This is a genomic window from Serratia sp. root2 (assembly GCF_031931805.1).
GTDB classification, from domain to species: domain Bacteria; phylum Pseudomonadota; class Gammaproteobacteria; order Enterobacterales; family Enterobacteriaceae; genus Serratia; species Serratia inhibens.
Genome location: NZ_JAUJXB010000001.1, coordinates 548,484 through 571,972 on the forward strand (window position 1 = coordinate 548,484; position 23,489 = coordinate 571,972).

Below are 23,489 nucleotides of genomic sequence, written 5' to 3' on the forward strand. Positions count from 1 at the left end.
TCGGTGTGAACTTTTCGGCTGTGTTAACTTAAGGATATGAAATGTCAGTAAAAAATGACGTTAAAGGCAATGTTGAACAGTTGTGTGACGGTGCAAAATCTGCCGCATGCGAAGTGCGGGCCGGTTTGAAAGACGTGGCCGGGCACTCCTGTTCTTACATTAAGGACAATCCCTGGGCTGGGGTTGGCGCCGGTGCCGTTGTGGGCCTGGTGATAGGATTTCTTTTAGGCAAAAAGTAAATAGGGAGAGTAAGAATGGGCATCATTTCCTGGATCATTTTTGGTTTAATCGCCGGTATCCTGGCTAAATGGATCATGCCGGGCAAGGACGGCGGTGGCTTTATCGTGACTGTTATCCTCGGGGTCATTGGTGCGGTAGTCGGCGGCTATATCAGTACCTTCTTCGGTATGGGTCGCGTAGATGGCTTTAACCTGGGCAGCTTCGTTGTCGCAGTAATCGGTGCCCTGGTGGTGCTTTTTGTCTACAGAAAGATCAGAAGCTAATCAGGTGCTGATCAACAGGGTCGCTGCGGCGGCCCTTTTTCGTTAAATCATAGCGGTCGTGCGGCTTGAGCCGGCGGCCAGAAGGGGATGACCATGGGTCTGTTTGATAACGTATTGGGCAGTATTCTGGGTGGCGGCGCTAACGGCGGCAAAGGCATTGACTATGTCGCCATCATGCAATGGGTCCAGCAACAGGGCGGCCTGCAGGCGATCCTGGACAAGTTCCGCCAGGGGCAATTCGGCGATGTGGTCGGTTCATGGCTGGGCAACGGCGAAAACCAGCCGATCAGCGGCGATCACGTTCAGCAGGTGCTGGGCAGCGATGCCATCAATCAGTTGGCCGAAAAGCTGGGGATCGATCCGGCTCAGGCTTCCAGCACTATCGCGCAATTCCTGCCGACGGTGGCTGACGCCGCATCGCCAAATGGCGAAGTGCAGCAGGACAGCAACGAACTGGGCGATATGGTCGGTAAGTTGTTCAAATAATACTTATGCCCCCGACATCGGGTCGGGGGCATTGTTTAACGTAATGCCTTCAATCGCTTTCAACGCCTCCAGCAAATAATCTACCCATGCCCGCACTTTGCCGGGAATAAACCGCGCCGCGGGGTAGACGGCATGCAGCGCCATCGGCGGGTAGCGCCAGGCCGGCAGTACCTGCACCAGCGTGCCGGCGGCCAGTTGCCGACCAATCAATGGCCGTTGCGCACCGCCGATGCCCAATCCAGACTCGATGGCTGCCAGCAGTGAGAACGTGTTGTTGGCGCGGAATACCGGTCGCAGATTCACCATCTCGGCGCCCTGAGGCCCGATGAGCGTCAGTGCATCGCCGTCGCGAAGGCCGCTGTAGCGAATGTGCGCATGGGCCGCCAACGCTGCCGGTGTTTGCGGTGCGCCATGCGCCGCCAGATAAGCCGGCGAGGCCACGAGAATGCGCTGTAACTCCCCCAGCCGCCGCGCCACCGTGCCCGGTGCGCTCAGCTCGCCAAAACGAATCGCTACGTCAATGCCTTCGCCAATGACATCCGCCCGGCGATCGTCCAGCAAAAGCTCAATATTCAGCTCGGGATGGCGTTGTTGAAAGGCGATCGCCAACGGCGTCAGGTGCTGCTGGCCGAACCCCGTTGGTGCATGAATGCGTAAATTTCCTTGCAGCCGTTGGTTCAGGCCGTGCAGCGCTTCTTCCGCTTCGTTTACCGCCGCTAAAATCGGCTTGATTTGCCGGTAATAGCCACCGCCGGCATCGGTCAGGGAGACGGCGCGGGTGCTGCGAAACAGCAACTGTGCGCCCAGTTGCTGCTCCAGCCCGGCGATTTGCTGGCTGACCGCCGGCTGCGTCAGCCCCAGATCGCGGGCCGCCGCCGAGAGGCTGCCCAGCTCCGCTACGCGGACGAAAGTCTTCATGGCGCTCAGCTTGTCCATCGTTCCTCCACTTATAGAATTTACTTATAAGTGTTAGTTAAAAATGGCGTCTACCGCAAGTTTTGCTAATCGATCACAGTAGCTGCATCCATGATGAACGGGAGACACAACATGCAAAGCAGCAAACTGGCGCTGGTAGTCGGCGCTAACGGCGTTATCGGTCGTAAACTGATTGAGGAACTGGTCGAGCAGGGGTGGCAAATGGTTGGCTTGTCGCGCCGCGGGGGCGTGGACCGGCCGCAAGTGCGCTATCTGGCGGTTGATCTGCTGGATGCGCAGGCGACGCGCGACGCGCTGCAACCGCTGACGCAGGTCAGCCACATTTTCTATGCCGCTTATCAGGACGCGCCAGATTGGGCGGGGTTGGTGGCACCGAACCTGACGATGCTGGCGAACGTGGTGGAAGCGTTGGAGCCCGTGGCGCAAGGGCTGGAGCACATCAGCCTGATGCAGGGGTACAAGGTATACGGCGCGCATTTGGGGCCATTTAAAACCCCGGCGCGGGAAAGTGACGCCGGGCATATGCCGCCGGAGTTTAACGTGGATCAGCAAAACTACCTTGAACGGCGCCAGCAGGGCAAACGCTGGCGCTGGAGCGCGATTCGTCCCAGCGTGGTCGGCGGTTTTTCGCTTGGCAATCCAATGAATCTGGCACTGACCATTGCCGTTTATGCCTCAATCAGCAAGGCGTTGGGGCTGCCGCTGCGTTTTCCCGGCAAACCGGGCGCTTACCACAGTTTGTTGGAAATGACCGATGCCGGCCTGCTGGCGCGCGCTACGCTGTGGGCGGCGACGGAGCCTGCAACGGCTAATCAGGCCTTTAACATCAATAATGGCGATTTATTCCGCTGGAGCGAGATGTGGCCGAAAATTGCCGATTATTTTGGTCTGGAGACGGCGCCGCCGCTGCCTATGTCGCTGGAGCAGATGATGGCGGATAAAGCCGCGTTGTGGCAGAGCCTCGCGCAGCAGCATGACTTGGCGGTGACAGATTATCAGGCGGTGACCGGCTGGCGCTTTGCCGATTTTGTCTTCTCGTGGGACTACGACATGTTTGCCGATGGCAGCAAGGCGAGACGTTTTGGCTTTACCCAATTTGTCGACACCGAAGCGATGTTCTTTGCGCTGTTTGATGAATTCCGTCAGCGAAAGATTATTCCTTAGTGCCTGCTGGCGGGGCGGGCGCTTTTTGTGGCACTCTTTGACAGCCGCCCGGTAGGGCGGCCAGAGCGGCCGTCAGCCTGACCGGCCCGGGGATGATGAGGACATAAACGTGACAGGGATTACCGCCATACTGACGCTTTTGCTGGCGCTGGTGACCATTGCGCCACTCTCAAAGCATGCGGCTTGGTGGATTCGAATATGGGATTTTCCACGCCTGCAAATACTGACGCTTTCATTACTGGTGTTATTGCTTAACCTGCTTTTTCTGCCCCTGTCCTCGCCGCTGGTATGGGGCATGATGGCGGTGAACCTGGCCTGCGCGGCATATCAGGCGGTATGGATTTTCCCTTATACCCGGTTGAGCAAGCCCCAGGTAATAGACTTTACCGGCTACCAGCACCAGCCGCGCTTGCGCATTCTGGTGTGCAATGTGTTAACCCCCAATCGCCAGGCGGATAAACTGCTGGCGCTGGTGGCGACCGAACGTCCGGACGTACTGGTGGTGGTGGAAACCGACAGCTGGTGGGAGCAACGATTGACGCCGCTGGAACAGGACTATCCCCACAGTTTGAAATGCCCGCAGGATAATCTGTACGGCATGCATGTTTATTCGCGACTGAAACTCAGCGATGCTGAAATTCAGTATCTGGTGGATAAAGAAATCCCGTCAATGCATATGATGGTGCATTTGCCGCAAGGGCAGCAGGTGCGCCTGCATTGCGTGCATCCGATGCCGCCAAGCCCCACCGAGAATGAAGAGTCGGAAGATCGCGACGCCGAACTGGTCATGGTGGGCAAAAGCGCCGCCAAATCGACATTCCCGGTGATAGTGACCGGCGATCTGAATGATGTGGCTTGGTCGACGACCACCCGCTTGTTCCTTAAAGTCAGCGGCCTGTTGGATCCGCGTCGCGGCCGCGGCATGTTCAGCACTTTCCATGCCGGTTATCCGTTCCTGCGCTGGCCGCTGGATCATGTGTTCCACAGTGATGATTTTGTGCTCGGCTCGCTGCGTCGTTTAACCAGCGTCGGTTCGGATCACTTCCCGATTCTGGTGGAATTGGTGTACGAGCCGAAGCAGGGAGCTGAACAGGAAAGCCTGGAGAAAGACGGTGAGGATGAGGCTCTGGCGCAGGAAAAACTGGCCAATACCGGTTCTTCTCCGGCAGAAGTCCATACGCCGGGAGCCTGAAATATCACCCCGCGGGACCGGCTGCGGGGTGTTTCTTTTTAGAGGGTCAGCATAATCTTGCCGATATGCATGCTGGACTCCATCAAGGCATGCGCTTCGGCTGCCTGGGCCAACGGGAAAGTTTTGAAGATCTGCGGTTTTAACGCACCGCGCTCCAGCAGCGGCCACACTTTCTGCTGCAAATCTGCAGCAATTTGCGCCTTATCTTCCACGCTGCGCGCACGCAGGGTAGAGCCGGTGTGGGTCAGACGCTTGAGCAGCAGCGGCATCAGGTTCAATTCCTTGACCACGCCATTCTGGGTGCCGATTTGCACTATGCGGCCATCCATCGCCGCCGCCTGATAGTTCTTCGCCACGTAATCCCCGGCGATCAGGTCGACAATCACGTCCGCGCCCTTGCCGTTGGTAGCGCGTTTGGTTTGCTCGACGAAGTCTTCGTTGCGGTAGTTAATCGCCACATCGGCGCCCAGCGCCAGGCTGGCCTGACGTTTCTCCTCGGAACCGACGGTGGTGATCACATGGGCACAGAACGCTTTGGCCAGCAGGGTGGCGACGGTACCGATGCCTGAAGTACCGCCGTGGATCAGCACGGTTTCACCGGCCTTTAGATGCCCGCGCTGGAACACATTGACCCAGACGGTAAAGAAAGTTTCAGGGATGGCTGCCGCCTCAATCAGGCTCATGCTCTGGGGTACCGGCAGCGCATTGCTCTCATGCACTTTGCAGTATTCGGCGTAGCCGCCGCCGGCAATCAGGGCGCACACGCGATCGCCCAGGGTATAATTTTGAACCCCAACGCCGGTAGCAACCACTTCACCGGCTATTTCCAGGCCGGGGATATCCGATGCACCGGGTGGCGGCGCGTATTGGCCACGGCGTTGCATGACGTCAGGCCGGTTAACCCCGGCAGCGGCGACTTTTACCAAAATCTCACCCTGTTGCAGCGTCGGCAATGGCCGCTCGGTGACAATCAGCACTTCCGGTTCGCCTGGCTGGCTGATTTCGATCGCTTTCATGGTGTCGGGCAGTGGTGGGTTTGCTGACATGGTCATTCTCCTCCAATTGGGGTTCAGGTGCAGTGAACAGTGTAGATAAGCGCCTGCTGTAATTCATATTTTATCTTACAGAAATGCCGACAGGAGAATGTGGATCATAGGGCGGTTTTTAGGGGGCAGAAGAGGGGAGCCGCCGCAGGGGCGGCATGGTATCAGTCGTTTGGCGGGATACGGAAACCTTTGAGCGAGACGATAAAGTGCTCTTTCCCTTTGGAGATCTTGGCGCCTTTATCACACCACAGGCTGGCGAGCTGGAAAAAGTCGTCGCTGTCGATGTCATAAGCCAGTTCTATTTTCTTGGCTGTGCCATAGCGGATCAGCTTTTCTGCTTCCTGGTGGTTTGTTGCTTTAATGGTGGTCATAACGAAATCCTTGGTGTAAGCCAGTGCGGATAATCGACGACCATGATATGGCTGTATTGTGACAATTTTGTGATGAAAACATGACAGTGAACGGTTGTGTGGCCTGGAGCATAGCCCGAAGACTATGCTCTCACTGTTCTGTCAGCGATCTTGCGGACGTCTCAGCATGCTTTTCTTCTGCGATTTAAAGTGTTTGTACAGTGCATATCCTGCAATGCCGGCCAAAACTGCCAGTAAAGACATATATTCTGTCGCCATGAGACTAATCCCCGATAAAGAGTGGCTAAGGAGGCGCTATTTGTGACAGCTATCACGTTATAGTGCAATGAGACCATTCTGTAACGTTGCAGGACATTGATATTTAGATATAAAAAAAGCGCCTATAGGAAGGCGCATAAAAATTTACAACACAGCTTGTCATATCCAGCACCAGGAGGAGTGGTGGACAGGGCGCCATTGTATGAACTCGGCACGGCGGCAGATATAGGGATAACTCTTAAAGCACGGCTCTACCACTGATAGCCCATATTCAGGCTGTAATCGTCATCCTGATTGGTGGAGTAAGGATCTGACTGGCGACGGCGGTCAGTTTTTTTCACCGGGCCGTTAAGCGCCGAATAGGGTTTGGCGCGCGGACGGCTGCAACCGGGGTGATCGCATTCCATTTCAACGCGAAAACCGGTTTTGTCCTCTGACTCAGACCAGACAACCGGCGGCTTGACCGTTTTGGCTGCCGGGCCAAGGGCGGTTTGCGGTATCGGCGCAGGCGCAAGGCTTGGCTCCGGTGCGGTATAAGATAAATCTAGTGCCTGGGCTGAGTGAGCGCTCAGCATCAACAGGGCGGTGCAGCAGGATACTGCCAGCGTACGCTTTCTCAGCATGGTCTATCTCCCTTCATAATTACGCGTCGCAACTATAAAACAGCGCAACGAGAATGACTATCATTTATGGGATTGGCGTCTTCTTTTGGGGCTGGTCTATAAAAAATTTCTCTTTATCAGACATCGGACCAGGGGCATTGAGAGGATAAAAGACGAAATTGTGTTCAATCTCAACAAGGTGGCTACTTGGTCGCGGCGAAATTTTAAAAAAATTCAGGCTGCTTCAGGCTCCTGCTATTGGGCAAATACTGCCAATAACGCTGATAAATTAAACGGGCGGGGTTAAATTCTGTGCGTTTAACTCCGTTTCCACCAAAGGGCCAACAAAAAGAGTTGCTATTAAAGCGCTGTCATGAGTTAATGCTTCTCGGCCTGTGGTACAGACCTATTTATGCACGACATTTTGAGTAAAGTAGTTCAAATTTAAAGCGTTATCCTAGATAGCTCTTCTCTGACGAATTTCCTTTCTAGTGCCTCCATAAGTAACTGATGACCGGCTATATCATATGCCCATGGTGGCTTACATTTAATATTGAAGGAATTAGACATGTCTAACATGATCAAAGGTCAAGTGAAGTGGTTCAACGAGTCTAAAGGTTTTGGTTTCATCACTCCAGCAGACGGCAGCAAAGATGTGTTCGTACACTTCTCTGCTATCCAGGATCAAGGCTTCAAGACCCTGGCTGAAGGCCAGAACGTACAGTTCTCTATCGAGAACGGTGCTAAAGGTCCGTCAGCGGCTAACGTTACCGCTATCTAATCGGCTTCTGCTGATTAATAAAAACCCGCCAAGGCGGGTTTTTTTGTGTCTGTAATTTGCCTAAGACGAAAAAAAGCCCGCAAGTCTGCGGGCAAAAGTTCCTTGTTACTTCTTCATTTGCAGGCACCTCTCTGGGGGGAAGCGCCTGTGAACAGACTATCTTTTGTGCCCTTAAGATTCTGCGGCCAAAACGTTAAGAAAGTGAAAAAATGCGGGGCACGCTGGCCTGCTAAGCTTTAGGAAAGCGCTAAAACGGGTATGTCGCGGGTCGATGTCGCAACTGTACAGTGTTTTTCAAACCTCATTTTGTAATACACTGACATCAATGATAAATGATGGGGGAAATATGAAAGTTAACGATCTGGTAACGGTAAAAACTGACGGTGAACTGAGACGTGAAGGGGTGATACTGGCGGTAGAAGAATTTAATGAAGGGATCATGTATCTGGTCGCTCTGGACGACTATCCTGCCGGCGTCTGGTTCTTCAACGAGATTGACAGCCGTGACGGCACCTTCGTTGAGTTGCGAAAGGGCAGGTAAGCTATCGACAAACAGCCAATATCTTTCCAGCTCATTAAGTTAATTCGCAAGTTTTTCGCAAAGTTATTATTTCCTGGGGATGGGAATTTTCTATCTTTTGCTACGGGAATACCCGCCGCGGCCGAGGATGTCGTCGCGAGCAGGTATTGAGGTTATTTAAATGCTTTATATCCAAGATACTTGGTGGTAAGACATTTAAAACCAAATTTGAGCAGAATACACGGTTAAGTTCTTAACCTAGCGGCTATTGACAAATATCCCACTGGTTAAGGTATCGGTTAAACGGACAACATGATAAATAATTTGCTTGTTGTGCGTTTTAATTTTTCTTTTGATATTTCCCTTGTGGGAAGAGACTGTCTTGGCTTTAATTTGCATCTGGTCGGATATCTGGATGGTTCCCTGACCTGACATCCACATGCGCAACATGTTTGATTCTGTTTGACTTAACGTAACGGGCGTCTGGTCAAATGAGGTCTTTTCCGTGCGAGTGGTTTTTTTCTCAAGATAGTGACTAAGTAGCTGATTCATAGTCTCTGGCTTGATGGATTTTGACGAGATGATGACATTTTTACGAACATATAAATAATCGTCAAAATGTACGTTGGTGATAGCCATAAAGATGAAGAATAAGGTGTCCGGGTGCAGTGAAATCACCCGTTTTATACGTTCTGTCGCATTGGCTTCGTGTATAAAGCAATCTTCGTTAATAAACACCAGGCTAGGTTTCAACTTGCTGCATTTTTCATGCAGATCGTCGATGTCGTTGATGGCATTAATTTGGCGTTTTTTTACTCCGTGTGCTGTCAGGTAGTCTGTTAAACCCAATCTTGTATAGCTGCATGAATCCATAATGATCGTTGGCATATCGCACCCCCACTTAAATCCGTTTTACCGCGGTAACAAAGAGAAAAAGCCTGAAGCCTAAAGGCAAAAAAGGAACAAAATTTCACATATAGCGAGTGTTCTATCAATAAATACGACGGCACTCAACGATATTTTCTTTCTAAACTAATTAATCATGTGAATCTATAAGTTTAGCTTAAGTCAGAACATTCTGCTAATCGATAATCTGGCAGGCAACAACGCTAACTTATGCTTGAGCCGCGTGCCTACAGGCATCGTTATGATTGAATCTATGCATCATGTCACGAAATGAAATTTTTGATTGCTAGGAAAATTCTTAAAAAAAATTCATGTGTTGTTTTTTTAACATTTTTTAGCCTGATTTTTCAGCGTACTGAATGTTGTCAAATCTTGGTGATCCAATAATTGTTGTTATATATCAGTTGATTGGTGTTGTTTTTTTCGGTTTTGGTAATGAGAATTCTTTCTTTTTTTATCAGTTGTGATATCCAATAATCACATCGAGTTAACATGGAACCGGTTCTTTGTTAAAGAAACTGAAGATATAACAACGAGTTGATGTGGCCGTATGTGCTATTTCACAAAATGTGAGAAATGTCAGAGTGTGATTAATTGGTTTCTCTGAACTGTTTTCGTTCGTTATGGCTAGCATGCTGTTGATGGGGGGCGGTAACTCTATACTATGCCTGGCCTGCGGCTGGCCGCAATCAATCATGAAATGGGCGCCGCCATGGCGCCCTTAAACTCGGTGATTAAAACGCTTCAGTCAGGCAGTGCCGCAACGATTCCAGCGCCAGGCGGATATCTTCTTCTTCGGTCATCCAATTGACCAATGCCGCACGGATCCCGGGCTGTCCGTTATAACGTGTGGGGGTACAACGCACCACGCCATGTCGATCGAGCCGTGCGATAAAGCGATCCCGTGCGGTTTCGGCATCCCCTTTAACGTGACTGAGAGCAAAGCACACCACGTTCAAATTGACCGGTGCCAGCAGGTGGAAACCCTCATCAGCATCCAACTCTGCGCCCAGCCGGCGCGCCAACCGGACATTACGATCGACCATGTCCCGCATGCCGCTGCGCCCATAGGCTTTCAGCGCCATCCATAACGGCAGGGCGCGGAAACGCCGTGAGTTTTCCGGCGTCAGGTGCAGGTAGTCGTCCGGGCGCAACGTCGGCGCTTCCATATAGACCGAATGGTTTTGGAAAACCTGCATCTGCAGTTCCAAATGACGGGTGAATTGAATGGCGCTGTCGTAGGGCACATTCAACCATTTATGCGCGTCAACGGTGATTGAATCCGCTTGTTCCCAGCCGGTTAACAGCGGGGAGTAGTGCGGTGAACAGGCGGCGACACCGCCAAAAGCGGCATCAACGTGCAACCAGAACGGGTAGCGCTCGCGCAGTGCCAGCAGGCGAGGTAGATCGTCGAACGTCACGGTATTGACCGTGCCGGCGCTGGCCAGCACCAGAGTAGGGACGCCATTGCTGGCGGCCAGTTGCCGCTCCAGCGCGGCGGTGTCGATGGCTTCGGAGTCCGGCAGGCAATCGATGATTTTCAACGCATCGCGGCCTATCCCGAGCATGCTGAGCGCCTTCACGCTGCTGGCATGGGCATTCGCCGACAGCACCTGAATCGGGCCTAATGCCGCTAATCCCTGTTTGGCGATATCAATTCCGCGTTGCTGTCCCAGCCACTGGCGGCCGATGGCGAGGCCGACAAAGTTGGCCATGGTCGCCCCGCTGACAAAGCTGCCGCTAAATGCTTTCGGTAAACCCAGCAGCGACTTCAATTGCTCAATAGTGGCCAGCTCAATCGCTGCGGCAACGGTGTCGTGGCTCAGTAGGCTGTTTTGGTCTATGGCACTAACCAGCCAATCCGCCGCCAGCGCGGCCGGAGTAGCGCCGCCGGTGACAAAACCAAAATAACGCGGCCCGGCGCTGCCTGAGAGACCGTCAGCATAGCGTGACCAGAAATCCTCCAGCGTGGCCAACGCGCCGTTGCCACTGTCCGCCAGTTGGTCGTCGCCCAACTGCAGTTGCTGGGCCTCAAGAGGAGGGTAAACCGGGCGCTGCTTCAACCCGGCCAGAAATTCGTCTGCCAACTGGCGGGTCCGGTCGAGTATCTGTGGAAATTGGTCAAGATCCTGCTGTAAACGAGGGTGCATCTGTGGCTCCGGAGAGAAGAGATAAGGATTACACCATAGACCATTTGCTTTAGTGCGAAAATCGATGAAAAATGCCCCTTTTGGATAGCTGGACTAACCAATGTTCAATGAGCGTGTTCCCTTGCATACCTTGCCGACTTTTGTGATTGCCGCCCAACTGGAGAATTTGCGCGCCACCGCGCAGCAGGTGCATCTAACCCACGGAGCGGTAAGCCAACAGATCCAGCAGCTCGAGCAGGCGATCGGCTGCGCGCTGTTTGAACGGCATGGGCGCGGGGTGCGTCTGAATGCCGCCGGCCGTGAACTGCTGGCGGTGGCGGAACCGGCGCTGCAGGCACTGCAACAGGGGATTGGCCGCGTCAGGCGCGTTGCACAAAGCCATACGCTGCGCATCAGCGTGCTGCCTTCCTTCGCACACTATTGGTTAATGCCGCGCCTGCCGGCTTTCCGCGAGGCTTGCGCCGGTATTGTGCTGGATATTGACGCTTCGCTGGCGGTGCAAGATCTGGCGCGTAAAGGGTTTGATGCGGCCATTCGTGTTGGCGAGGGGCAATGGCCGAACTTGCAGGCACGGCGTATCGCTTCCGGGGATGTGGTGCCGGTCGCCACTCCAGAGTTGGCCCGGCAGTGGCAGGTGGCATTCGACAACGCTTCACCGAACACGCCGCTGTTGGAGCATGATGTTGCTCCGTGGCGCAGTTGGTTCACGGCGCACCGACGGGGGGAATGCGGCCGGCAACTGGCGCTGTTCAATGACGCCGGTTTGCTGATCCGCGCCGCCGAGCAGGGGTTCGGCATTGCGCTGGTGAAAAGGCTGCTGGTGAGCGATGCCCTGGCAGAGGGACGTTTGGTGGCTCTGGCCGAGGCAAAGCATCTGGATAAGGGCGATTTTTACCTGGTTTGGCCACAGAACGCCGGGTTGACGCCGGCGGTCGAAGAGTTATTGCACTGGTTGCAGTGCCAACTGGCCTGAGATCAGCGGCGCAGCCATTCCGGCTGGGAAGTGCCAAGAGCGGTGGAGGGCAGTGCCCAGAGCAGCGCCGTTCCCTTCAAATGCAGCGGGGCGCAAAGGCGCAGCGCTGCACCCCAGTGGGTCAACTCGGTTTCCGGGTTTTCATCGGCCGCGGTGACTGGCGTCAGCGGCTTTGACAGGTGCCCCTGCGGATAAGGATTATCGAACAGCAGCTGCGCGGTGCGGGCCAGGGAAAGCCGTGCACTGTAACCGGTGCCGCGCGCCAGCCGCTCGCGCATGCCATGCAGCACCGCCGCCGCCATCAGGTAACCGGTAGCGTGGTCCAGCGCCTGTACCGGTAATGGTAGCGGCATGGCGGCGTTTTTCCACGTCATGCCAGAGGACGCCAGTCCGCAACTCATTTGCACCAGGCTATCGAAGCCGCGCCGCCCACGCCACGGGCCGCTCCAACCGTAAGCATTCAGACAGACGTCAATCAACCCCGGCGACAGTGCGCGCCGTTGTTCCGCGCCATAGCCTAATTTTTCCAGCGCGCCTGCGCGGTAGCCATGAACGATGACATCGGCATTTTTCAGCAGATGCTCAAAGGTGTGGCGATCGTGAGCGTTATGCAGGTTCAGGCGTGCGCAACGTTTACCGAGGATCACTTCATGCTCGACGCCTGGCTCATCCCAACCGTAGGGATCGATACGCAATACGTCCGCGCCCAAGCCAGCCAGAAAACGGGTGGCGATAGGCCCGGCGATAATTCGCGTCAGATCCAGCACTCGCACGCCGTGCAACGGTCTGGCGGCCGGCAGCGCCCAGTCAGGTGGCGGGGCTTCCGGTTGCAGTGTTTGGTGGATTAACGGCTCCAGCGCGACGCTTTTGCCTTGAATATGCTGCCGCCATGCCTCGACCGGGCGCATTTCCGCCGCGCAGCCGCCGGCCTCGATCACCGCCTGTTCCAATTCGCTTTTTTGCCACCCCAGCACCTTTTGCGCCAGTGTGCCTTTATCCTGATGCGGCCCCAGTATCTGCTCCACCGCTTTACGGTGATGCGGCGCATTGGTATGCAGGCGGATCCAGCCGTCGCGCGTGGCATAATCGCCAGCCAGCGCATCCCAGGCGGCAGGCAGTTGCCACCCCAGCGGCCGCAAGGTCCAGCCGAACCACAGCGAAGCCAGTCGGCGATCGACAAATACCCTCGGCATACCGCCTTTACTTTGTTGCAACAGCCCGGCGCAGGCCAGGCCGGCAGCTCCCCAGCAAGCCGTAGCCAGTTCGGTCACCGGGAATGCGCTCGCCAGTTCACCTTCACCGCTGACCGTTAATGAGTCCACTGGCGTGGCGCCGTGACCCAGACTTTGCCAGATCTCTTCGAGCAGCTTTTGAGTAAGGGTAGTCATCAGTAAACTCCATCGTGGCCGATCGGGGGGACTGAGCCTAGCGTAGTTCACCCCGGCCGGAGTTGCTATTGCATGATGTTCAAGATGCGGCCATCCGCTAGCTTGGCGCGCAGACTCTGGGCGGCGATGCCCTCGAAAGGCCGGCTGCCAAAGTTGGCGATCAGCGTTGAGCCGTCGCTGAAAGTGGTTTGTTGTACACTGCCCGCCGAGTCAAGCCAGCGGAAGTCCGTCAGCGCCTTATCCCACAGCACCTGATGCAGCGGGCGGAACGCCGCATCGGCCCGCTTGATCTCCGGCAGACGTGCCTGCAGGGTGGCGCGACTGAGATGGAACATTGGCGCGGTGTTGTACAATTGGCTGAGCAGGCTGCGCGCGGTTTTGACATCGCTGAACTTCAGGTTGTCGTAATTCCAGTGGTGGCTGCTGATAACGGCATCGTGAAACACCGCCTGGTACAGCGGCAGACGATAGCGTGGATCAAACTCCACCGTTCGGTAGGGTTCTTTTACCTTGGCCGGGCTAAAGAAAAAGGCCGGCTGGGCATTCGGCCACCAGGCTCCGAGGTAGTAAGGAGAGGCTTTATCCTGATTCATCTGCTTGTCACCCCAGCCGAAGCCCCAGGTTTCCATACCGTGAGCAAACATGATGTGGCGGGCGGTCACCGCATTGCCATCCTCGGAGCCGAGCGGCAGTTTTAGCGTGTCGCTGAACCAGGCCAGCCGCGCGTTGCGCGCCTGTGCCATTTGAGCTGCACCGGTAGGGTGATGGGGCTGATAGTCATCAGACACCATTCCGGTGCCGTCAACGTCAAGGAACAGGCTGTTCAGCCCGGCCAGTTGCACCAGATCGCGCATGCGCCGCTGGGAATAGGGCAGTACGCAACCGGGATTCAGGTAGTAGCCCTGCTTGCCGAAACCGGGTTTTTTAGTGCCGTCGGCGCGTACGATGGCACAGTCTTCACGCAGCGCAGTCGGCAACTGGGCCGTCAGCCAGCTGTCGTTGACTCCGCGGGGAATCGCCGTGTCGTAAGAGTCGTAACTGGCGATGAGATAACCGAATTCCCTGGCGCTCTCCACTGCCTGCGGATGCAGGAACTCTGCGGTCCAGTTATCGGTGCTCAACCACAGGCGCGGCAGCCCGGCCTGATGCAGCGCCTCGATCAGTGGCTTTGCCAATCCCTGGCCCCAGTTGTCTGCCGGTGTCAGATAGGCGCCAAGCTGCCGTTGCGCCAGCTCACGCACGTTGGCGGCCTGCCGACGCTGCGCTTCCAGGAAGTTTGAATCGTCTGGCGTAGCGTTGAGCGGCGTCAGCGTTATCAATGCCTGGTTCAGGGCGTCGATCAGCGGCAGTTGTTGCCAACCCTCCGGCGTCTTTCCCGCCAGTTGGCGCAGCGCTTTCTGGCTGTCAGCATCCATTTTCTGCCGCAGTGTTTCGCCAGGCGGGGAACTGAGCCAGGACAGCAGGCCCGGCCAGTTTTTCACGTCGGCGGGGGCTAGCAGTTTGTCGCCCCACAGATAGATATGCGTGGCGCCAATCAGCTTTTCGCCGTCCGGGGCCGTGCGAATTTTATCGCGCAGGCTGCTGAATTGACCGCTTTGCTGCAAATACTGGCGATAACGACGCGCGCCGGATAATGGCGTTTCACCGACATGCAGCAACACGTCGAAAGCCTGTTGCTGATTAAAACGGTTGAACTGGTGGCTACTGCGCATGCCGAATACGCCCTCGGTACCGGTAAAGCTGACCTGATTGCTGAACGGCGTAAGCAGCAGCCAGCTATACACCTTGCCTTGTTGTTCCTGGCTCCACAGCGGCAGTTTCAGATCCCAGTTGGTATCCAGCGGCGTCATTTCTTTAACCAGATAACGCTGCCAGACGGCGTTATCCAGTGGGATGCGGCTGCCTTCACCTATTGGCAGCAGCAGGGTGCTCGCCTGTTGCGGCAGGGTGAACCAGTTCAACGTTTGCGCCCGGCTGCTGCTGAAGCTAAGACGCAGATCGCCGTCCTCGAGCTTGACGGACACCTGCATGGCGCTGTCCGCCCACAGCCAACGGGCCTGCGTTGGCGCGCTTTGCAGGTCGGCCACGGTTTGCCTGGCCTGAGCCTGATTGACGATGGTGTTGCCAGAAGCGATTTGCAGCGTGGCCGGGTCGATGTCAAAACGGGTCGCTCCCTGTTGCAGTAACAGGGCGTCGGCGGGCAAGGCGGCAAGCAGGGCGAGGCTGATGGAAAAGCGAAGCATGTGCATCGGGTTGGCTGTCCTTCGGGGATGAATGTCCTGTTGAGGTGCCAGTCTATAGATAATAGAGGGATCACCCAAAGCCAATGCGGCAGATTGCGTTGCACGTCAAATAAATGGCGCTATTCAGTTTAATTTCCGTTTAATAAATTCGCCTTTACATCATTACCCTGCGTCACTATACTCAGCCAAAATTTCAGTGGGGAAACACAATTGGACAGTTTTAGTTGTAGCGATATAAATAAGGCAAGTTGACCAATCCTCTTCTGATTTGTTGCTTGCCGAAAACGGCGGGCAGCACCCCTCTCTTGTTATTCCGAGCTGTGCAAACCCGAATCTCATTGTTGTACCTGAGGCCCAATGGCATCAGGCGAATTGATTTGGACGTTATTATGGTAATTTGCAGCCACAGCCTTTTCCCTCCAGGCACTGACACGCTCGTTCGCTAATATATTATTGGCGAAATTTTGCGTGTGCTAAAAAGCACATGATTTTATCTCCTGCAGTTTATTAAGGGGACAGTCATGGCTATGACTCCTTTTGTTTTAAATTTATTACTGGCGATGAGCCTGGGCGCTGTTATTGGCGCCGAGCGGCAGTGGCGTCAGCGTATGGCCGGCCTGCGTACCAATGCGCTGGTGGCCACCGGTGCGGCGGTGTTTATTCTCAGTTCCATGTCCACCGATCCGTCCAGCGCCGGGCGGGTTGCCGCACAGATTGTTTCCGGCATCGGCTTTCTGGGCGCCGGGGTGATCATGCGTGAAGGGCTGAACATCCGCGGTCTCAATACCGCCGCCACGCTGTGGTGCTCGGCGGCGATTGGCGTACTGTGCGGGCTGGGGCAGTATTGGAATGCGGTATTGGCGACGCTGGTGATCCTGTGCGCGAATATTCTGCTGCGCGAAGCAGCCCAGCGCATCAATCTGCAACCTCAACAGCAGGCGACCGATCTGGAACTGTGTTATCGCATTCAGGTTACCTGCGGCGAACAAGATGAAATACTGGTACGCACCCTGATATTGCAGGCGCTGAACGGCGTGGCATTAAGATTGCAATCCTTGCGTAGCGCCGATATATCCCTCCCTGGTCAGCTTGAGGTTTGTGCGGAGATAACGGCCAATCCCGCAGCGCAAAAAGAAATTGAAGGTATTGTCTGCCGCGTCAGCCTGGAAAAAAGCGTTAGCGCCGTACGCTGGCGAGTGGTTTCTGAATTGCCGGTTTAATTTTTCATTCATATTCACTTTATTTTGGTGATAAGGAGGCGTCATGGACGGTGACCCCATAATATTAATTATTCGGCGTGATTGCCCGCAGTGATAAACAGCGGTAACTACGCTAATTAAATAAATTCCATTTTGCGCCTGTTCACCTGTTAATCAGGCGGGGTAACCCTGTGCGCAGAATAAGATAAGAGAATAGCGTTATGACCTATATCAATGACAACCCACGCCGCCGCGATAAAAAAACGGCACCTTACGCCATTGCGCAAGAGGCGAAAAATAGCGTCGACCAGACGCTGGCAAATTTAAAATGCAACCGCACTGGCCTGACCCAGGAGGATGCCGATGAACGCCTGGAGCAATTTGGCGTTAACCAGGTCGCCCATGAGAAAGCGCCGCACGCATTGGTGCAACTGATTGACGCATTTAATAATCCGTTTATCTTTGTTCTGATGGTGCTGGCTGCGATCAGTTTCTTTACCGACTACTGGTTGCCTCTCCGGCGCGGTGAAGAAACCGATCTCATTGGCGTGATCATCATACTGGTGATGGTTGCACTCAGTGGGCTGTTGCGTTTCTGGCAGGAATACCGCACCAACAAGGCGGCGGAAACGCTGAAATCGATGGTGCGTACCACCGCAACGGTCTTGCGTCGCAGCAGCTTCAGCGCGCAACCCTTGACGTTGGAAGTCCCCATCCGTGAACTGGTGCCGGGCGATATCATCCAGCTTTCCGCCGGGGACATGGTGCCGGCGGACGTGCGCCTGCTTGCTTCACGCGATCTGTTCATCAGCCAGGCGATCCTGACCGGGGAGGCGATCCCAATCGAGAAATACGATGCGATGGGCAACGTCAGCCAAAAATCGAGCGAGGAGGAAGTCTCCAGCGATCATGCGCTATTGGAGTTGCCGAACATCTGCCTGATGGGCACCAATGTCGCCAGCGGTACCGCCACGGCGGTCGTGGTGGCGACGGGAGGGCGGACCTATTTTGGTTCGCTGGCCAAGTCGATCGTCGGTTCCCGTTCGCAAACCGCCTTCGATCGTGGGGTGAACAGCGTCAGCTGGCTGCTGATCCGTTTTATGCTGGTGATGGTGCCGATTGTGTTGCTGATCAACGGCTTTACCAAAGGCGACTGGAGCGAAGCGGCGCTGTTCGCTTTGGCGGTGGCGGTGGGTTTGACGCCGGAGATGCTGCCGATGATCGTCAGTTCCAACCTGGCGAAGGGCGCAATCGCCATGTCGCGGCGCAAAGTGGTGGTCAAGCGCCTGAACGCCATTCAGAACTTCGGTGCGATGGATGTGCTCTGTACGGATAAAACCGGCACGCTGACCCAGGATCGCATCATCCTCGAGCATCATCTGGACGCCAGCGGCACCAAAGACAATCAGGTGTTGCATCTGGCGTGGTTAAACAGCGCCCACCAAAGCGGCATGAAAAATCTGATGGATCAGGCGGTGATCCGCTTCGGGCGCGGCAAGCCGGGCATCGAGGCGCTGGGGCGTTTTAGCAAGGTGGATGAGCTGCCGTTCGATTTTGTGCGCCGCCGTTTGTCGATCGTGGTGGCGGACGAAAATGGTCACCAGCGGCTGATCTGCAAAGGGGCGGTGGAGGAGATGCTGGCCATCGCCACCCACGTACGTGAGGGGCAGCAGACGCTGGTGCTGGATGAGACGCGGCGTGCGGCGCTGCAGGCGCTTGCCGCCCAGTATAATGAGGACGGATTCCGTGTGCTGGTGCTGGCGACGCGGGAATTGGGTGAGCCGAAAGATTCCTTGCCTCTGAGTGTGGCCGATGAGCGCGATATGGTGATCCAGGGCGTTCTGACCTTCCTCGATCCGCCAAAGGAGAGCGCGCAGGAAGCGATAGCCGCGCTGCAGGAAAACGGCGTGGCGGTGAAAGTGCTGACCGGCGATAACCCGGTGATCACCTGCAAGATTTGCCGCGATGTGGGGCTGGAGCCGGGCGAGCCGCTCTCCGGCCCGCAAATCGAACAGATGGACGATGAAACGCTGGCACGCGAAGTGGAACAACGCACTGTCTTTACCAAACTGACGCCGTTGCAGAAATCGCGAGTATTGCAAATGTTGCAGGCGAATGGCCATACCGTTGGCTTCCTCGGCGACGGCATTAACGATGCTCCGGCATTGCGCGATGCGGACGTCGGTATCTCGGTGGATACCGGCACCGACATCGCCAAGGAGTCGGCGGATATCATTCTGCTGGAAAAAAACCTGATGGTGCTGGAAGAGGGGGTGATCAAAGGCCGGGAAACTTTCGGCAATATCATTAAATACCTGAACATGACCGCCAGCTCCAACTTCGGCAACGTGTTTTCGGTGCTGGTGGCCAGCGCGTTTATCCCGTTCTTGCCGATGCTGGCGATCCATCTGTTGATTCAGAACCTGATGTACGATATTTCCCAGTTGTCGCTGCCGTGGGACAAGATGGACAAAGAGTTCCTGCGCAAGCCGCGCAAGTGGGATGCGAAGAACATCGGCCGCTTTATGCTGTGGATTGGGCCAACCTCATCCATTTTTGATATCACCACCTATGCGCTGATGTGGTTCGTTTTCGCCGCCAACAGTGTCGAACATCAGGCATTGTTCCAGTCCGGCTGGTTTATTGAAGGGTTGCTGTCGCAAACGCTGGTGGTCCATATGCTGCGCACCCAGAAGATCCCGTTCATCCAGAGCACCGCGGCATTGCCGGTTCTGCTGACCACGGCGCTGGTAATGGCGTTGGGCATTTATCTGCCGTTCTCGCCGCTCGGTGCCTGGGTTGGGTTGCAGCCCTTGCCGTGGGAATACTTCCCGTGGCTGGCCGGCACGCTGATCAGCTATTGCGTCGTGGCGCAGATGATGAAGCGTTTCTATATTCGCCGCTTCGGTGAGTGGTTGTAATTACCCTAACCGCCGGGCGCAATGTCCGGCGGTCATAACAATTTTTTCACCAGCAGACCGAGCACGATGGTCAGCGTAAAGGAAAACAGCGTGCCGAGCAGGACATACTCGGTACGCATTTTGTCATCACTCTGCCGCAGATCGCCAAAGCGAAAAATAGACTTTGCGGCCAGCAAAAAGCCGATCGCCGGAATTTGGCCGATCAACACAAACGTCAGGATCAGCGTTCTTTCCAGATAGCCAATCTGCTTGCCCGCACGCAACAGCGAGTCGTTGTCGGCTTTGGCCGAGAGCGGCATTTGCGGCGTCCAGTGCGCCAGCAGTTGCCCAATCAGTACGCCCATCGGCATGTAAATCACTAAATACGCCAGCAGCAGCAGCCCAAACTGCGCACCGGTAGCGGCGTTGCCAAGCGCGGCCAGCAGGCTGCGAGGTTCCGGTACCAGGCATAGCCACAGCAAAACAATCACCGCCAGATGCAGGCATTGATCGAGAAGAAAACCGCCGGCCCGGCTGACACGAGCGAGGAGCGTGACTTTCAGCAGGTCGATAATATAATGGCTGATGGCGATAACCGGCAACGTAGCCAGCGCCTCGGCGGTGGAGATCCCGCCATGCAGCAGACTGAAGCCCGCCACCGCACAGGCGGCCAGCACACCGTGTAGCAGAGCATGCAGCAGCAGCAAACGCGATCGCGCGCGCCGGCGGATTTTATCTTCCACCCAACTGAGCGGTTGCAGCGGGAAATCAGCCAGTAAATGGGTAATCAGCAACCAGGTCAGTAACGGCGCGTAGGTCAAATCCATATTCAGGTGATCCTGTTAATCGCGTGAATAAATCGCATGATCTCCTCATAGGCCGCTCGTTTTAGCGTTGCGGAGACCGTGGACGCGGCTTTATGCAGTTTCTCGGCCACCTCCAGGTTGGTGGCGGCAAATATCCTCGCCTGTACTATCTGCGCCTCGGTTTGCGACAGGCGGCCAATCACATGATCTAACATCGGCAACAGATCGCTGACAATGGCATTCGTCTCGGCATGGTCATTTTTCAGAGCCAGCCTGCAATTTTTCGCCAGGCTGTCCAGCGCGTGGCCGGAATTTACAAAGGCGCTGGCATAACCGGCCGCTTGCGCCTGGCCGTCACCCAGCCCGACAGCGATACGGGCATCCCACTGGCCGGCGTCCATCGCTTTGAGCGCGATGCGGATATACGCCGCCAGCAGCAGGCCGGATTGCGGTTCGGCCACCGCCTGGAAGCTGTCGCCGCGGAAAATCTCGAACCGCTGTATAAGCTTAGCCCGTTGCAGTCGGTTGAGCAGGGCGTTTAGCCCGGTAATGTAATTTGCGGTGTCGAGCTGCCGCGAGTTGACCAGATCGCCGGTGATCACGCTGAGTTGTGTTTGCATGCTTTTCTCTGCTTTGAAGCGATAACCTATCATTAAAATTCGCATCTAAATGCGAATATGTCAATTATTCGTATCTTAATACGAATTTATTGTTTATTCGCTTCTAAAGGCGAATTGTTCGCGCAATTTAAGGGCGTTGGATCAGCGCAATAAGGGGTTTTTCCCTCCGTGCCAGATAGACGCCGAGCAGGATCAGCCCAACACCCAAGATCTGCGCGCTGGCTGAACCGCCGCTGTCACGCAGGCGATCGATGACGACGCCCGCCAGCATTTGGCCGCTGATAATCAGCAGTGCGGCGCGCAGCGTGCCGAGGCGTGGCAGTACATAACTGTTCAGCGCCACGAACAGCGCGCCGATGACCCCGCCAAAATAGGCTCCCCACGGGGCGTGACCAAGGGAGAGATCATTGAACCTACCGCCCACCGCCAGCAGCAGGCTGAGGAACAAAAAGCCGATGACGTGATTACAGAGCGAGGCGTGGAAGGCGCCGCGGCTCAACGCCAGGCGGCCATTGACCGCACGGCTGATGCTGATGCAGACGCCATTGAACAGTGCGAGGAGTATCAGGGTTAGCATGGGGTTATCTCACAAAAATAAGCAGGCCGCAGCCGAAGAGGATCAGCAGTGTGGCGATAATATCGTTGGCGCGCAGGCGGCGTTTCATGACGCCAAACCAACCGCAGCCGTCGGAAAGCATGCCGAACAACACCTGGCCGGTAAGCATGAGCGCCAGGCTGCCGGAAAGCGCCAGCGGGCTATTGACGGTGATGGCGGCCACCACCACCGTCAGGGCGCCGGGAATGCCACCAAAATAGGCCCAACGGGGGGCCACCACAGCCACCGCAGAGGAGAGGGGCTTACGGCGAAACAACAGCAACTGCAACAACAACCAGGCGGCGATCGCGCCAACGCCATGAGCCACCCACGAAGCGAATAGCGGGCTGTTGTAGCTCGCCAGCACGCTGTTGACGCTGATCATCAGCGCCAGCAGAGCACCGGCGCTTAATGCCAGCAAAGGATCGGAAAAACGTCCGCGTATCATCATCTCAGGTTCCATTTTTACTGTGGCGCATAGCGTACATTGTTTTTTTTATCGCCATAATCCACTACAATGGAAACTCATTGTTGAGTAAAAGTTGACGATAAATGAGCGATAATTTTGCGGCGATCCCGCTGTTTGTGGCGGTAGTGGAATGCGGCAGTTTTTCAGCGGCCGGCCAGCGGTTGGGCATTACCAAGTCTGCGGTAAGTAAACGCATTGCCCAGTTGGAAGGATCGTTGGGCGTGCAGTTGCTGCATCGCACCACCCGTCGCCTGAGCCTGACCGAAGCGGGCGAGCAGTATTTTGGTTATGCCCGTAACGCCTGTGCGGTGGCGCAAGAAGGGGAAGATGCCATCACGCGTTTGCAGGGGCAGCCGCAGGGCATTTTGCGGCTCAGCGTGCCGATGGTGTTCGGCCGTTTGCATATTGCGCCGTTAATTCCGGTTTTTTTGGCAGCCTGCCCGGAAGTGGAAATCAATATGATGATGGACGATAAGCTGGTCGATCTGGTGGAAGGGGGCTATGACCTGGCAATCCGCATTGGCCGGCTTGCCGACTCTAGCCTGATCGCCCGGCGCATCGCGCCCTGTTACAGCGTATTGTGCGCCGCGCCGGCTTATCTGGCGCGCAGCGGCACGCCAAAGGATTTGACGCAATTGGCGCAGCACAACTGCCTGTTTTACAGCTACTACCGTGCCGGCAGCGAATGGCAGTTTCAGGGGCCTGAGGGGGCGGTGCGTTTTCAACCGCGGGGGAATTACCAGGTGAATAACAGTGAGGCGCTGCGCGAAGCCTTGATCGCCGGCCTGGGGATTTGTCAGATGCCGACCTTTATCGTCGGTGACGATCTTGCGCAGGGGCGGTTGGTCGAAGTGTTGCCGGATTACAAGCTGCCTGAACACGCGATTTATGCTGTGTACCCGGAACGCAAACACGTGCCGGCGAAGGTCATGGCCTTTGTCGATTTCCTGCTGGCGCAGCTGGGTGGGGAACGGCCTTATTGGGACGTTCTGCGTGGCTCATGAAAGCGCGTTGCCATTCAGCCGGGAAGACGCACGCCTGTTCGGCATGCCACCGGCGAAGGCGCGGTGGGTTTAAAAACTCTTGACCAACATTTCGCGCGGCTGCTCGGCACCGTGCTTCAGCAAGTATTCAAAAGATCTTTCGCTGCTTTTCAACTGCTGCAGAAATTCTTGCGGCGACAGATCGTGTTTTTTGCCGCTCATGTAAGCCAGCGCCAGCTCTTTTGCCTGATAGCGTGAGAAATTGTACATCGTGCCCCCGGTGAGAATAATGATGTTTTGTTAAGGCTGATTGTAGGGGAATAGCACGTAATGAACAGACGCTTTGGCGTATGGAATCGATAGCTGAAACCTGTGTGGCCTCTTCGCCGTGGTACACC

The 23,489-nt window shown here is 55.6% G+C and carries 24 protein-coding genes; 11 read left to right on the plus strand and 13 right to left on the minus strand.

Features of this window, described 5'->3' with window-relative positions; all coding sequences use genetic code 11:
• Nucleotides 1-41: 41 nt before the first annotated feature.
• The 3 genes from QZQ97_RS02555 (at nt 42) to QZQ97_RS02565 (ending at nt 989) form a co-directional block, all read left to right on the plus strand.
• A complete protein-coding gene (locus tag QZQ97_RS02555; protein ID WP_311992119.1) occupies nt 42-239 on the plus strand; it encodes a glycine zipper domain-containing protein in 198 nt (65 codons plus the stop codon).
• A 15-nt stretch (nt 240-254) separates the two neighbouring features.
• The gene (locus tag QZQ97_RS02560) at nt 255-503 is read left to right on the plus strand and encodes a GlsB/YeaQ/YmgE family stress response membrane protein (protein ID WP_153859874.1); all 249 of its coding nucleotides are present in this window, start codon (nt 255-257) and stop codon (nt 501-503) included.
• 93 nt (nt 504-596) lie between these two features.
• On the plus strand, nt 597-989 hold the full coding sequence (locus QZQ97_RS02565) for a YidB family protein (RefSeq protein ID WP_311992120.1): 393 nt from the start codon (nt 597-599) through the stop codon (nt 987-989).
• Nucleotides 990-992: 3 nt separating this feature from the next.
• On the opposite strand, the gene QZQ97_RS02570 is transcribed toward QZQ97_RS02565, so the two are convergent.
• Nucleotides 993-1,925 (minus strand): LysR family transcriptional regulator, encoded by a 933-nt coding sequence (locus QZQ97_RS02570; RefSeq protein WP_311992121.1) that lies wholly within the window; start codon nt 1,923-1,925, stop codon nt 993-995.
• Nucleotides 1,926-2,036: 111 nt separating this feature from the next.
• On the opposite strand from QZQ97_RS02570, the gene QZQ97_RS02575 reads away from it, so the two are divergent.
• Both QZQ97_RS02575 and QZQ97_RS02580 read left to right on the plus strand, forming a co-directional pair.
• Entirely contained in the window at nt 2,037-3,089 is a 1,053-nt protein-coding gene (locus tag QZQ97_RS02575) for an SDR family oxidoreductase (RefSeq protein ID WP_311992122.1), read from the plus strand.
• A gap of 109 nt (nt 3,090-3,198) precedes the next feature.
• Nucleotides 3,199-4,281, plus strand: coding sequence for an endonuclease/exonuclease/phosphatase family protein (locus QZQ97_RS02580; protein WP_311992123.1), 1,083 nt, complete (start codon nt 3,199-3,201; stop codon nt 4,279-4,281).
• Between the two features lie 38 nt (nt 4,282-4,319).
• On the opposite strand, the gene QZQ97_RS02585 is transcribed toward QZQ97_RS02580, so the two are convergent.
• The 3 genes from QZQ97_RS02585 to QZQ97_RS02595 form a co-directional block, all read right to left on the minus strand.
• A complete protein-coding gene (locus QZQ97_RS02585; RefSeq protein WP_311992124.1) occupies nt 4,320-5,327 on the minus strand; it encodes an NAD(P)H-quinone oxidoreductase in 1,008 nt (335 codons plus the stop codon).
• Nucleotides 5,328-5,488: 161 nt separating this feature from the next.
• A complete protein-coding gene (locus QZQ97_RS02590) occupies nt 5,489-5,698 on the minus strand; it encodes a hypothetical protein (RefSeq protein ID WP_006319262.1) in 210 nt (69 codons plus the stop codon).
• A 509-nt stretch (nt 5,699-6,207) separates the two neighbouring features.
• Nucleotides 6,208-6,579, minus strand: a complete 372-nt coding sequence (locus tag QZQ97_RS02595) for a hypothetical protein (protein ID WP_311992125.1) — start codon at nt 6,577-6,579, stop codon at nt 6,208-6,210.
• 547 nt (nt 6,580-7,126) lie between these two features.
• Between QZQ97_RS02595 and cspE the strand changes: the two genes are divergently transcribed.
• Together cspE and dsrB are read left to right on the plus strand one after the other, a co-directional pair.
• On the plus strand, nt 7,127-7,339 hold the full coding sequence (gene cspE / locus QZQ97_RS02600) for a transcription antiterminator/RNA stability regulator CspE (protein WP_004946278.1): 213 nt from the start codon (nt 7,127-7,129) through the stop codon (nt 7,337-7,339).
• Between the two features lie 346 nt (nt 7,340-7,685).
• On the plus strand, nt 7,686-7,880 hold the full coding sequence (gene dsrB, locus QZQ97_RS02605; protein ID WP_311992126.1) for a protein DsrB: 195 nt from the start codon (nt 7,686-7,688) through the stop codon (nt 7,878-7,880).
• Nucleotides 7,881-8,117: 237 nt separating this feature from the next.
• Here the strand turns inward: dsrB and rcsA are convergent, their stop codons facing one another.
• Nucleotides 8,118-8,747 carry a transcriptional regulator RcsA gene (gene rcsA / locus QZQ97_RS02610; protein ID WP_311992127.1) on the minus strand — a complete coding sequence of 210 codons (630 nt, stop codon included), beginning with the start codon at nt 8,745-8,747 and terminating at the stop codon, nt 8,118-8,120.
• Nucleotides 8,748-9,499: 752 nt separating this feature from the next.
• Nucleotides 9,500-10,915, minus strand: coding sequence for a pyridoxal phosphate-dependent decarboxylase family protein (locus tag QZQ97_RS02615; protein ID WP_311992128.1), 1,416 nt, complete (start codon nt 10,913-10,915; stop codon nt 9,500-9,502).
• A 100-nt stretch (nt 10,916-11,015) separates the two neighbouring features.
• Between QZQ97_RS02615 and QZQ97_RS02620 the strand changes: the two genes are divergently transcribed.
• On the plus strand, nt 11,016-11,888 hold the full coding sequence (locus QZQ97_RS02620) for a LysR substrate-binding domain-containing protein (RefSeq protein ID WP_311992129.1): 873 nt from the start codon (nt 11,016-11,018) through the stop codon (nt 11,886-11,888).
• A gap of 2 nt (nt 11,889-11,890) precedes the next feature.
• On the opposite strand, the gene QZQ97_RS02625 is transcribed toward QZQ97_RS02620, so the two are convergent.
• Nucleotides 11,891-13,276: a CoA transferase gene (locus tag QZQ97_RS02625; protein ID WP_311992130.1), complete on the minus strand. Its 1,386-nt coding sequence runs from the start codon at nt 13,274-13,276 to the stop codon at nt 11,891-11,893.
• Between the two features lie 65 nt (nt 13,277-13,341).
• Nucleotides 13,342-15,525, minus strand: coding sequence for a glycoside hydrolase (locus tag QZQ97_RS02630; RefSeq protein WP_311992131.1), 2,184 nt, complete (start codon nt 15,523-15,525; stop codon nt 13,342-13,344).
• A gap of 515 nt (nt 15,526-16,040) precedes the next feature.
• Here QZQ97_RS02630 and QZQ97_RS02635 point away from each other — a divergent pair.
• Nucleotides 16,041-16,739 (plus strand): MgtC family protein, encoded by a 699-nt coding sequence (locus QZQ97_RS02635; protein ID WP_311992132.1) that lies wholly within the window; start codon nt 16,041-16,043, stop codon nt 16,737-16,739.
• A 200-nt stretch (nt 16,740-16,939) separates the two neighbouring features.
• Entirely contained in the window at nt 16,940-19,639 is a 2,700-nt protein-coding gene (gene mgtA / locus QZQ97_RS02640; protein ID WP_311992133.1) for a magnesium-translocating P-type ATPase, read from the plus strand.
• Nucleotides 19,640-19,671: 32 nt separating this feature from the next.
• Here mgtA and QZQ97_RS02645 read toward each other — a convergent pair whose 3' ends face one another.
• From QZQ97_RS02645 to QZQ97_RS02660, 4 genes are all read right to left on the minus strand, one after another.
• Complete coding sequence (locus tag QZQ97_RS02645; protein WP_311992134.1) at nt 19,672-20,445, minus strand: DUF3307 domain-containing protein; 774 nt, start codon at nt 20,443-20,445, stop codon at nt 19,672-19,674.
• Nucleotides 20,446-20,447: 2 nt separating this feature from the next.
• Nucleotides 20,448-21,044, minus strand: coding sequence for a hypothetical protein (locus QZQ97_RS02650; RefSeq protein WP_311992135.1), 597 nt, complete (start codon nt 21,042-21,044; stop codon nt 20,448-20,450).
• A 127-nt stretch (nt 21,045-21,171) separates the two neighbouring features.
• A complete protein-coding gene (locus QZQ97_RS02655; RefSeq protein WP_311992136.1) occupies nt 21,172-21,621 on the minus strand; it encodes a DMT family transporter in 450 nt (149 codons plus the stop codon).
• A 4-nt stretch (nt 21,622-21,625) separates the two neighbouring features.
• Complete coding sequence (locus tag QZQ97_RS02660) at nt 21,626-22,090, minus strand: DMT family transporter (RefSeq protein ID WP_311992137.1); 465 nt, start codon at nt 22,088-22,090, stop codon at nt 21,626-21,628.
• 101 nt (nt 22,091-22,191) lie between these two features.
• Between QZQ97_RS02660 and QZQ97_RS02665 the strand changes: the two genes are divergently transcribed.
• A complete protein-coding gene (locus tag QZQ97_RS02665) occupies nt 22,192-23,112 on the plus strand; it encodes a LysR family transcriptional regulator (RefSeq protein WP_311992138.1) in 921 nt (306 codons plus the stop codon).
• Nucleotides 23,113-23,181: 69 nt separating this feature from the next.
• Here QZQ97_RS02665 and QZQ97_RS02670 read toward each other — a convergent pair whose 3' ends face one another.
• Entirely contained in the window at nt 23,182-23,361 is a 180-nt protein-coding gene (locus QZQ97_RS02670; RefSeq protein WP_006319248.1) for a hypothetical protein, read from the minus strand.
• Nucleotides 23,362-23,489: the final 128 nt, after the last annotated feature.

Excerpts from the sequence above, each read along its gene's own strand:
- QZQ97_RS02570 (WP_311992121.1), bottom strand. The coding sequence starts at position 1,925 with ATGGACAAGCTGAGCGCCATGAAGACTTTCGTCCGCGTAGCGGAGCTG.
- dsrB (WP_311992126.1), top strand. The coding sequence starts at position 7,686 with ATGAAAGTTAACGATCTGGTAACGGTAAAAACTGACGGTGAACTGAGA.
- QZQ97_RS02620 (WP_311992129.1), top strand. The coding sequence starts at position 11,016 with ATGTTCAATGAGCGTGTTCCCTTGCATACCTTGCCGACTTTTGTGATT.
- QZQ97_RS02630 (WP_311992131.1), bottom strand. The coding sequence starts at position 15,525 with ATGCACATGCTTCGCTTTTCCATCAGCCTCGCCCTGCTTGCCGCCTTG.
- QZQ97_RS02615 (WP_311992128.1), bottom strand. The coding sequence starts at position 10,915 with ATGCACCCTCGTTTACAGCAGGATCTTGACCAATTTCCACAGATACTC.
- QZQ97_RS02635 (WP_311992132.1), top strand. The coding sequence starts at position 16,041 with ATGGCTATGACTCCTTTTGTTTTAAATTTATTACTGGCGATGAGCCTG.
- QZQ97_RS02560 (WP_153859874.1), top strand. The coding sequence starts at position 255 with ATGGGCATCATTTCCTGGATCATTTTTGGTTTAATCGCCGGTATCCTG.
- QZQ97_RS02585 (WP_311992124.1), bottom strand. The coding sequence starts at position 5,327 with ATGTCAGCAAACCCACCACTGCCCGACACCATGAAAGCGATCGAAATC.
- QZQ97_RS02565 (WP_311992120.1), top strand. The coding sequence starts at position 597 with ATGGGTCTGTTTGATAACGTATTGGGCAGTATTCTGGGTGGCGGCGCT.
- rcsA (WP_311992127.1), bottom strand. The coding sequence starts at position 8,747 with ATGCCAACGATCATTATGGATTCATGCAGCTATACAAGATTGGGTTTA.
- mgtA (WP_311992133.1), top strand. The coding sequence starts at position 16,940 with ATGACCTATATCAATGACAACCCACGCCGCCGCGATAAAAAAACGGCA.
- QZQ97_RS02655 (WP_311992136.1), bottom strand. The coding sequence starts at position 21,621 with ATGCTAACCCTGATACTCCTCGCACTGTTCAATGGCGTCTGCATCAGC.
- QZQ97_RS02670 (WP_006319248.1), bottom strand. The coding sequence starts at position 23,361 with ATGTACAATTTCTCACGCTATCAGGCAAAAGAGCTGGCGCTGGCTTAC.
- QZQ97_RS02590 (WP_006319262.1), bottom strand. The coding sequence starts at position 5,698 with ATGACCACCATTAAAGCAACAAACCACCAGGAAGCAGAAAAGCTGATC.
- QZQ97_RS02625 (WP_311992130.1), bottom strand. The coding sequence starts at position 13,276 with ATGACTACCCTTACTCAAAAGCTGCTCGAAGAGATCTGGCAAAGTCTG.
- QZQ97_RS02650 (WP_311992135.1), bottom strand. The coding sequence starts at position 21,044 with ATGCAAACACAACTCAGCGTGATCACCGGCGATCTGGTCAACTCGCGG.
- QZQ97_RS02665 (WP_311992138.1), top strand. The coding sequence starts at position 22,192 with ATGAGCGATAATTTTGCGGCGATCCCGCTGTTTGTGGCGGTAGTGGAA.
- cspE (WP_004946278.1), top strand. The coding sequence starts at position 7,127 with ATGTCTAACATGATCAAAGGTCAAGTGAAGTGGTTCAACGAGTCTAAA.
- QZQ97_RS02555 (WP_311992119.1), top strand. The coding sequence starts at position 42 with ATGTCAGTAAAAAATGACGTTAAAGGCAATGTTGAACAGTTGTGTGAC.
- QZQ97_RS02645 (WP_311992134.1), bottom strand. The coding sequence starts at position 20,445 with ATGGATTTGACCTACGCGCCGTTACTGACCTGGTTGCTGATTACCCAT.
- QZQ97_RS02595 (WP_311992125.1), bottom strand. The coding sequence starts at position 6,579 with ATGCTGAGAAAGCGTACGCTGGCAGTATCCTGCTGCACCGCCCTGTTG.
- QZQ97_RS02575 (WP_311992122.1), top strand. The coding sequence starts at position 2,037 with ATGCAAAGCAGCAAACTGGCGCTGGTAGTCGGCGCTAACGGCGTTATC.
- QZQ97_RS02660 (WP_311992137.1), bottom strand. The coding sequence starts at position 22,090 with ATGATGATACGCGGACGTTTTTCCGATCCTTTGCTGGCATTAAGCGCC.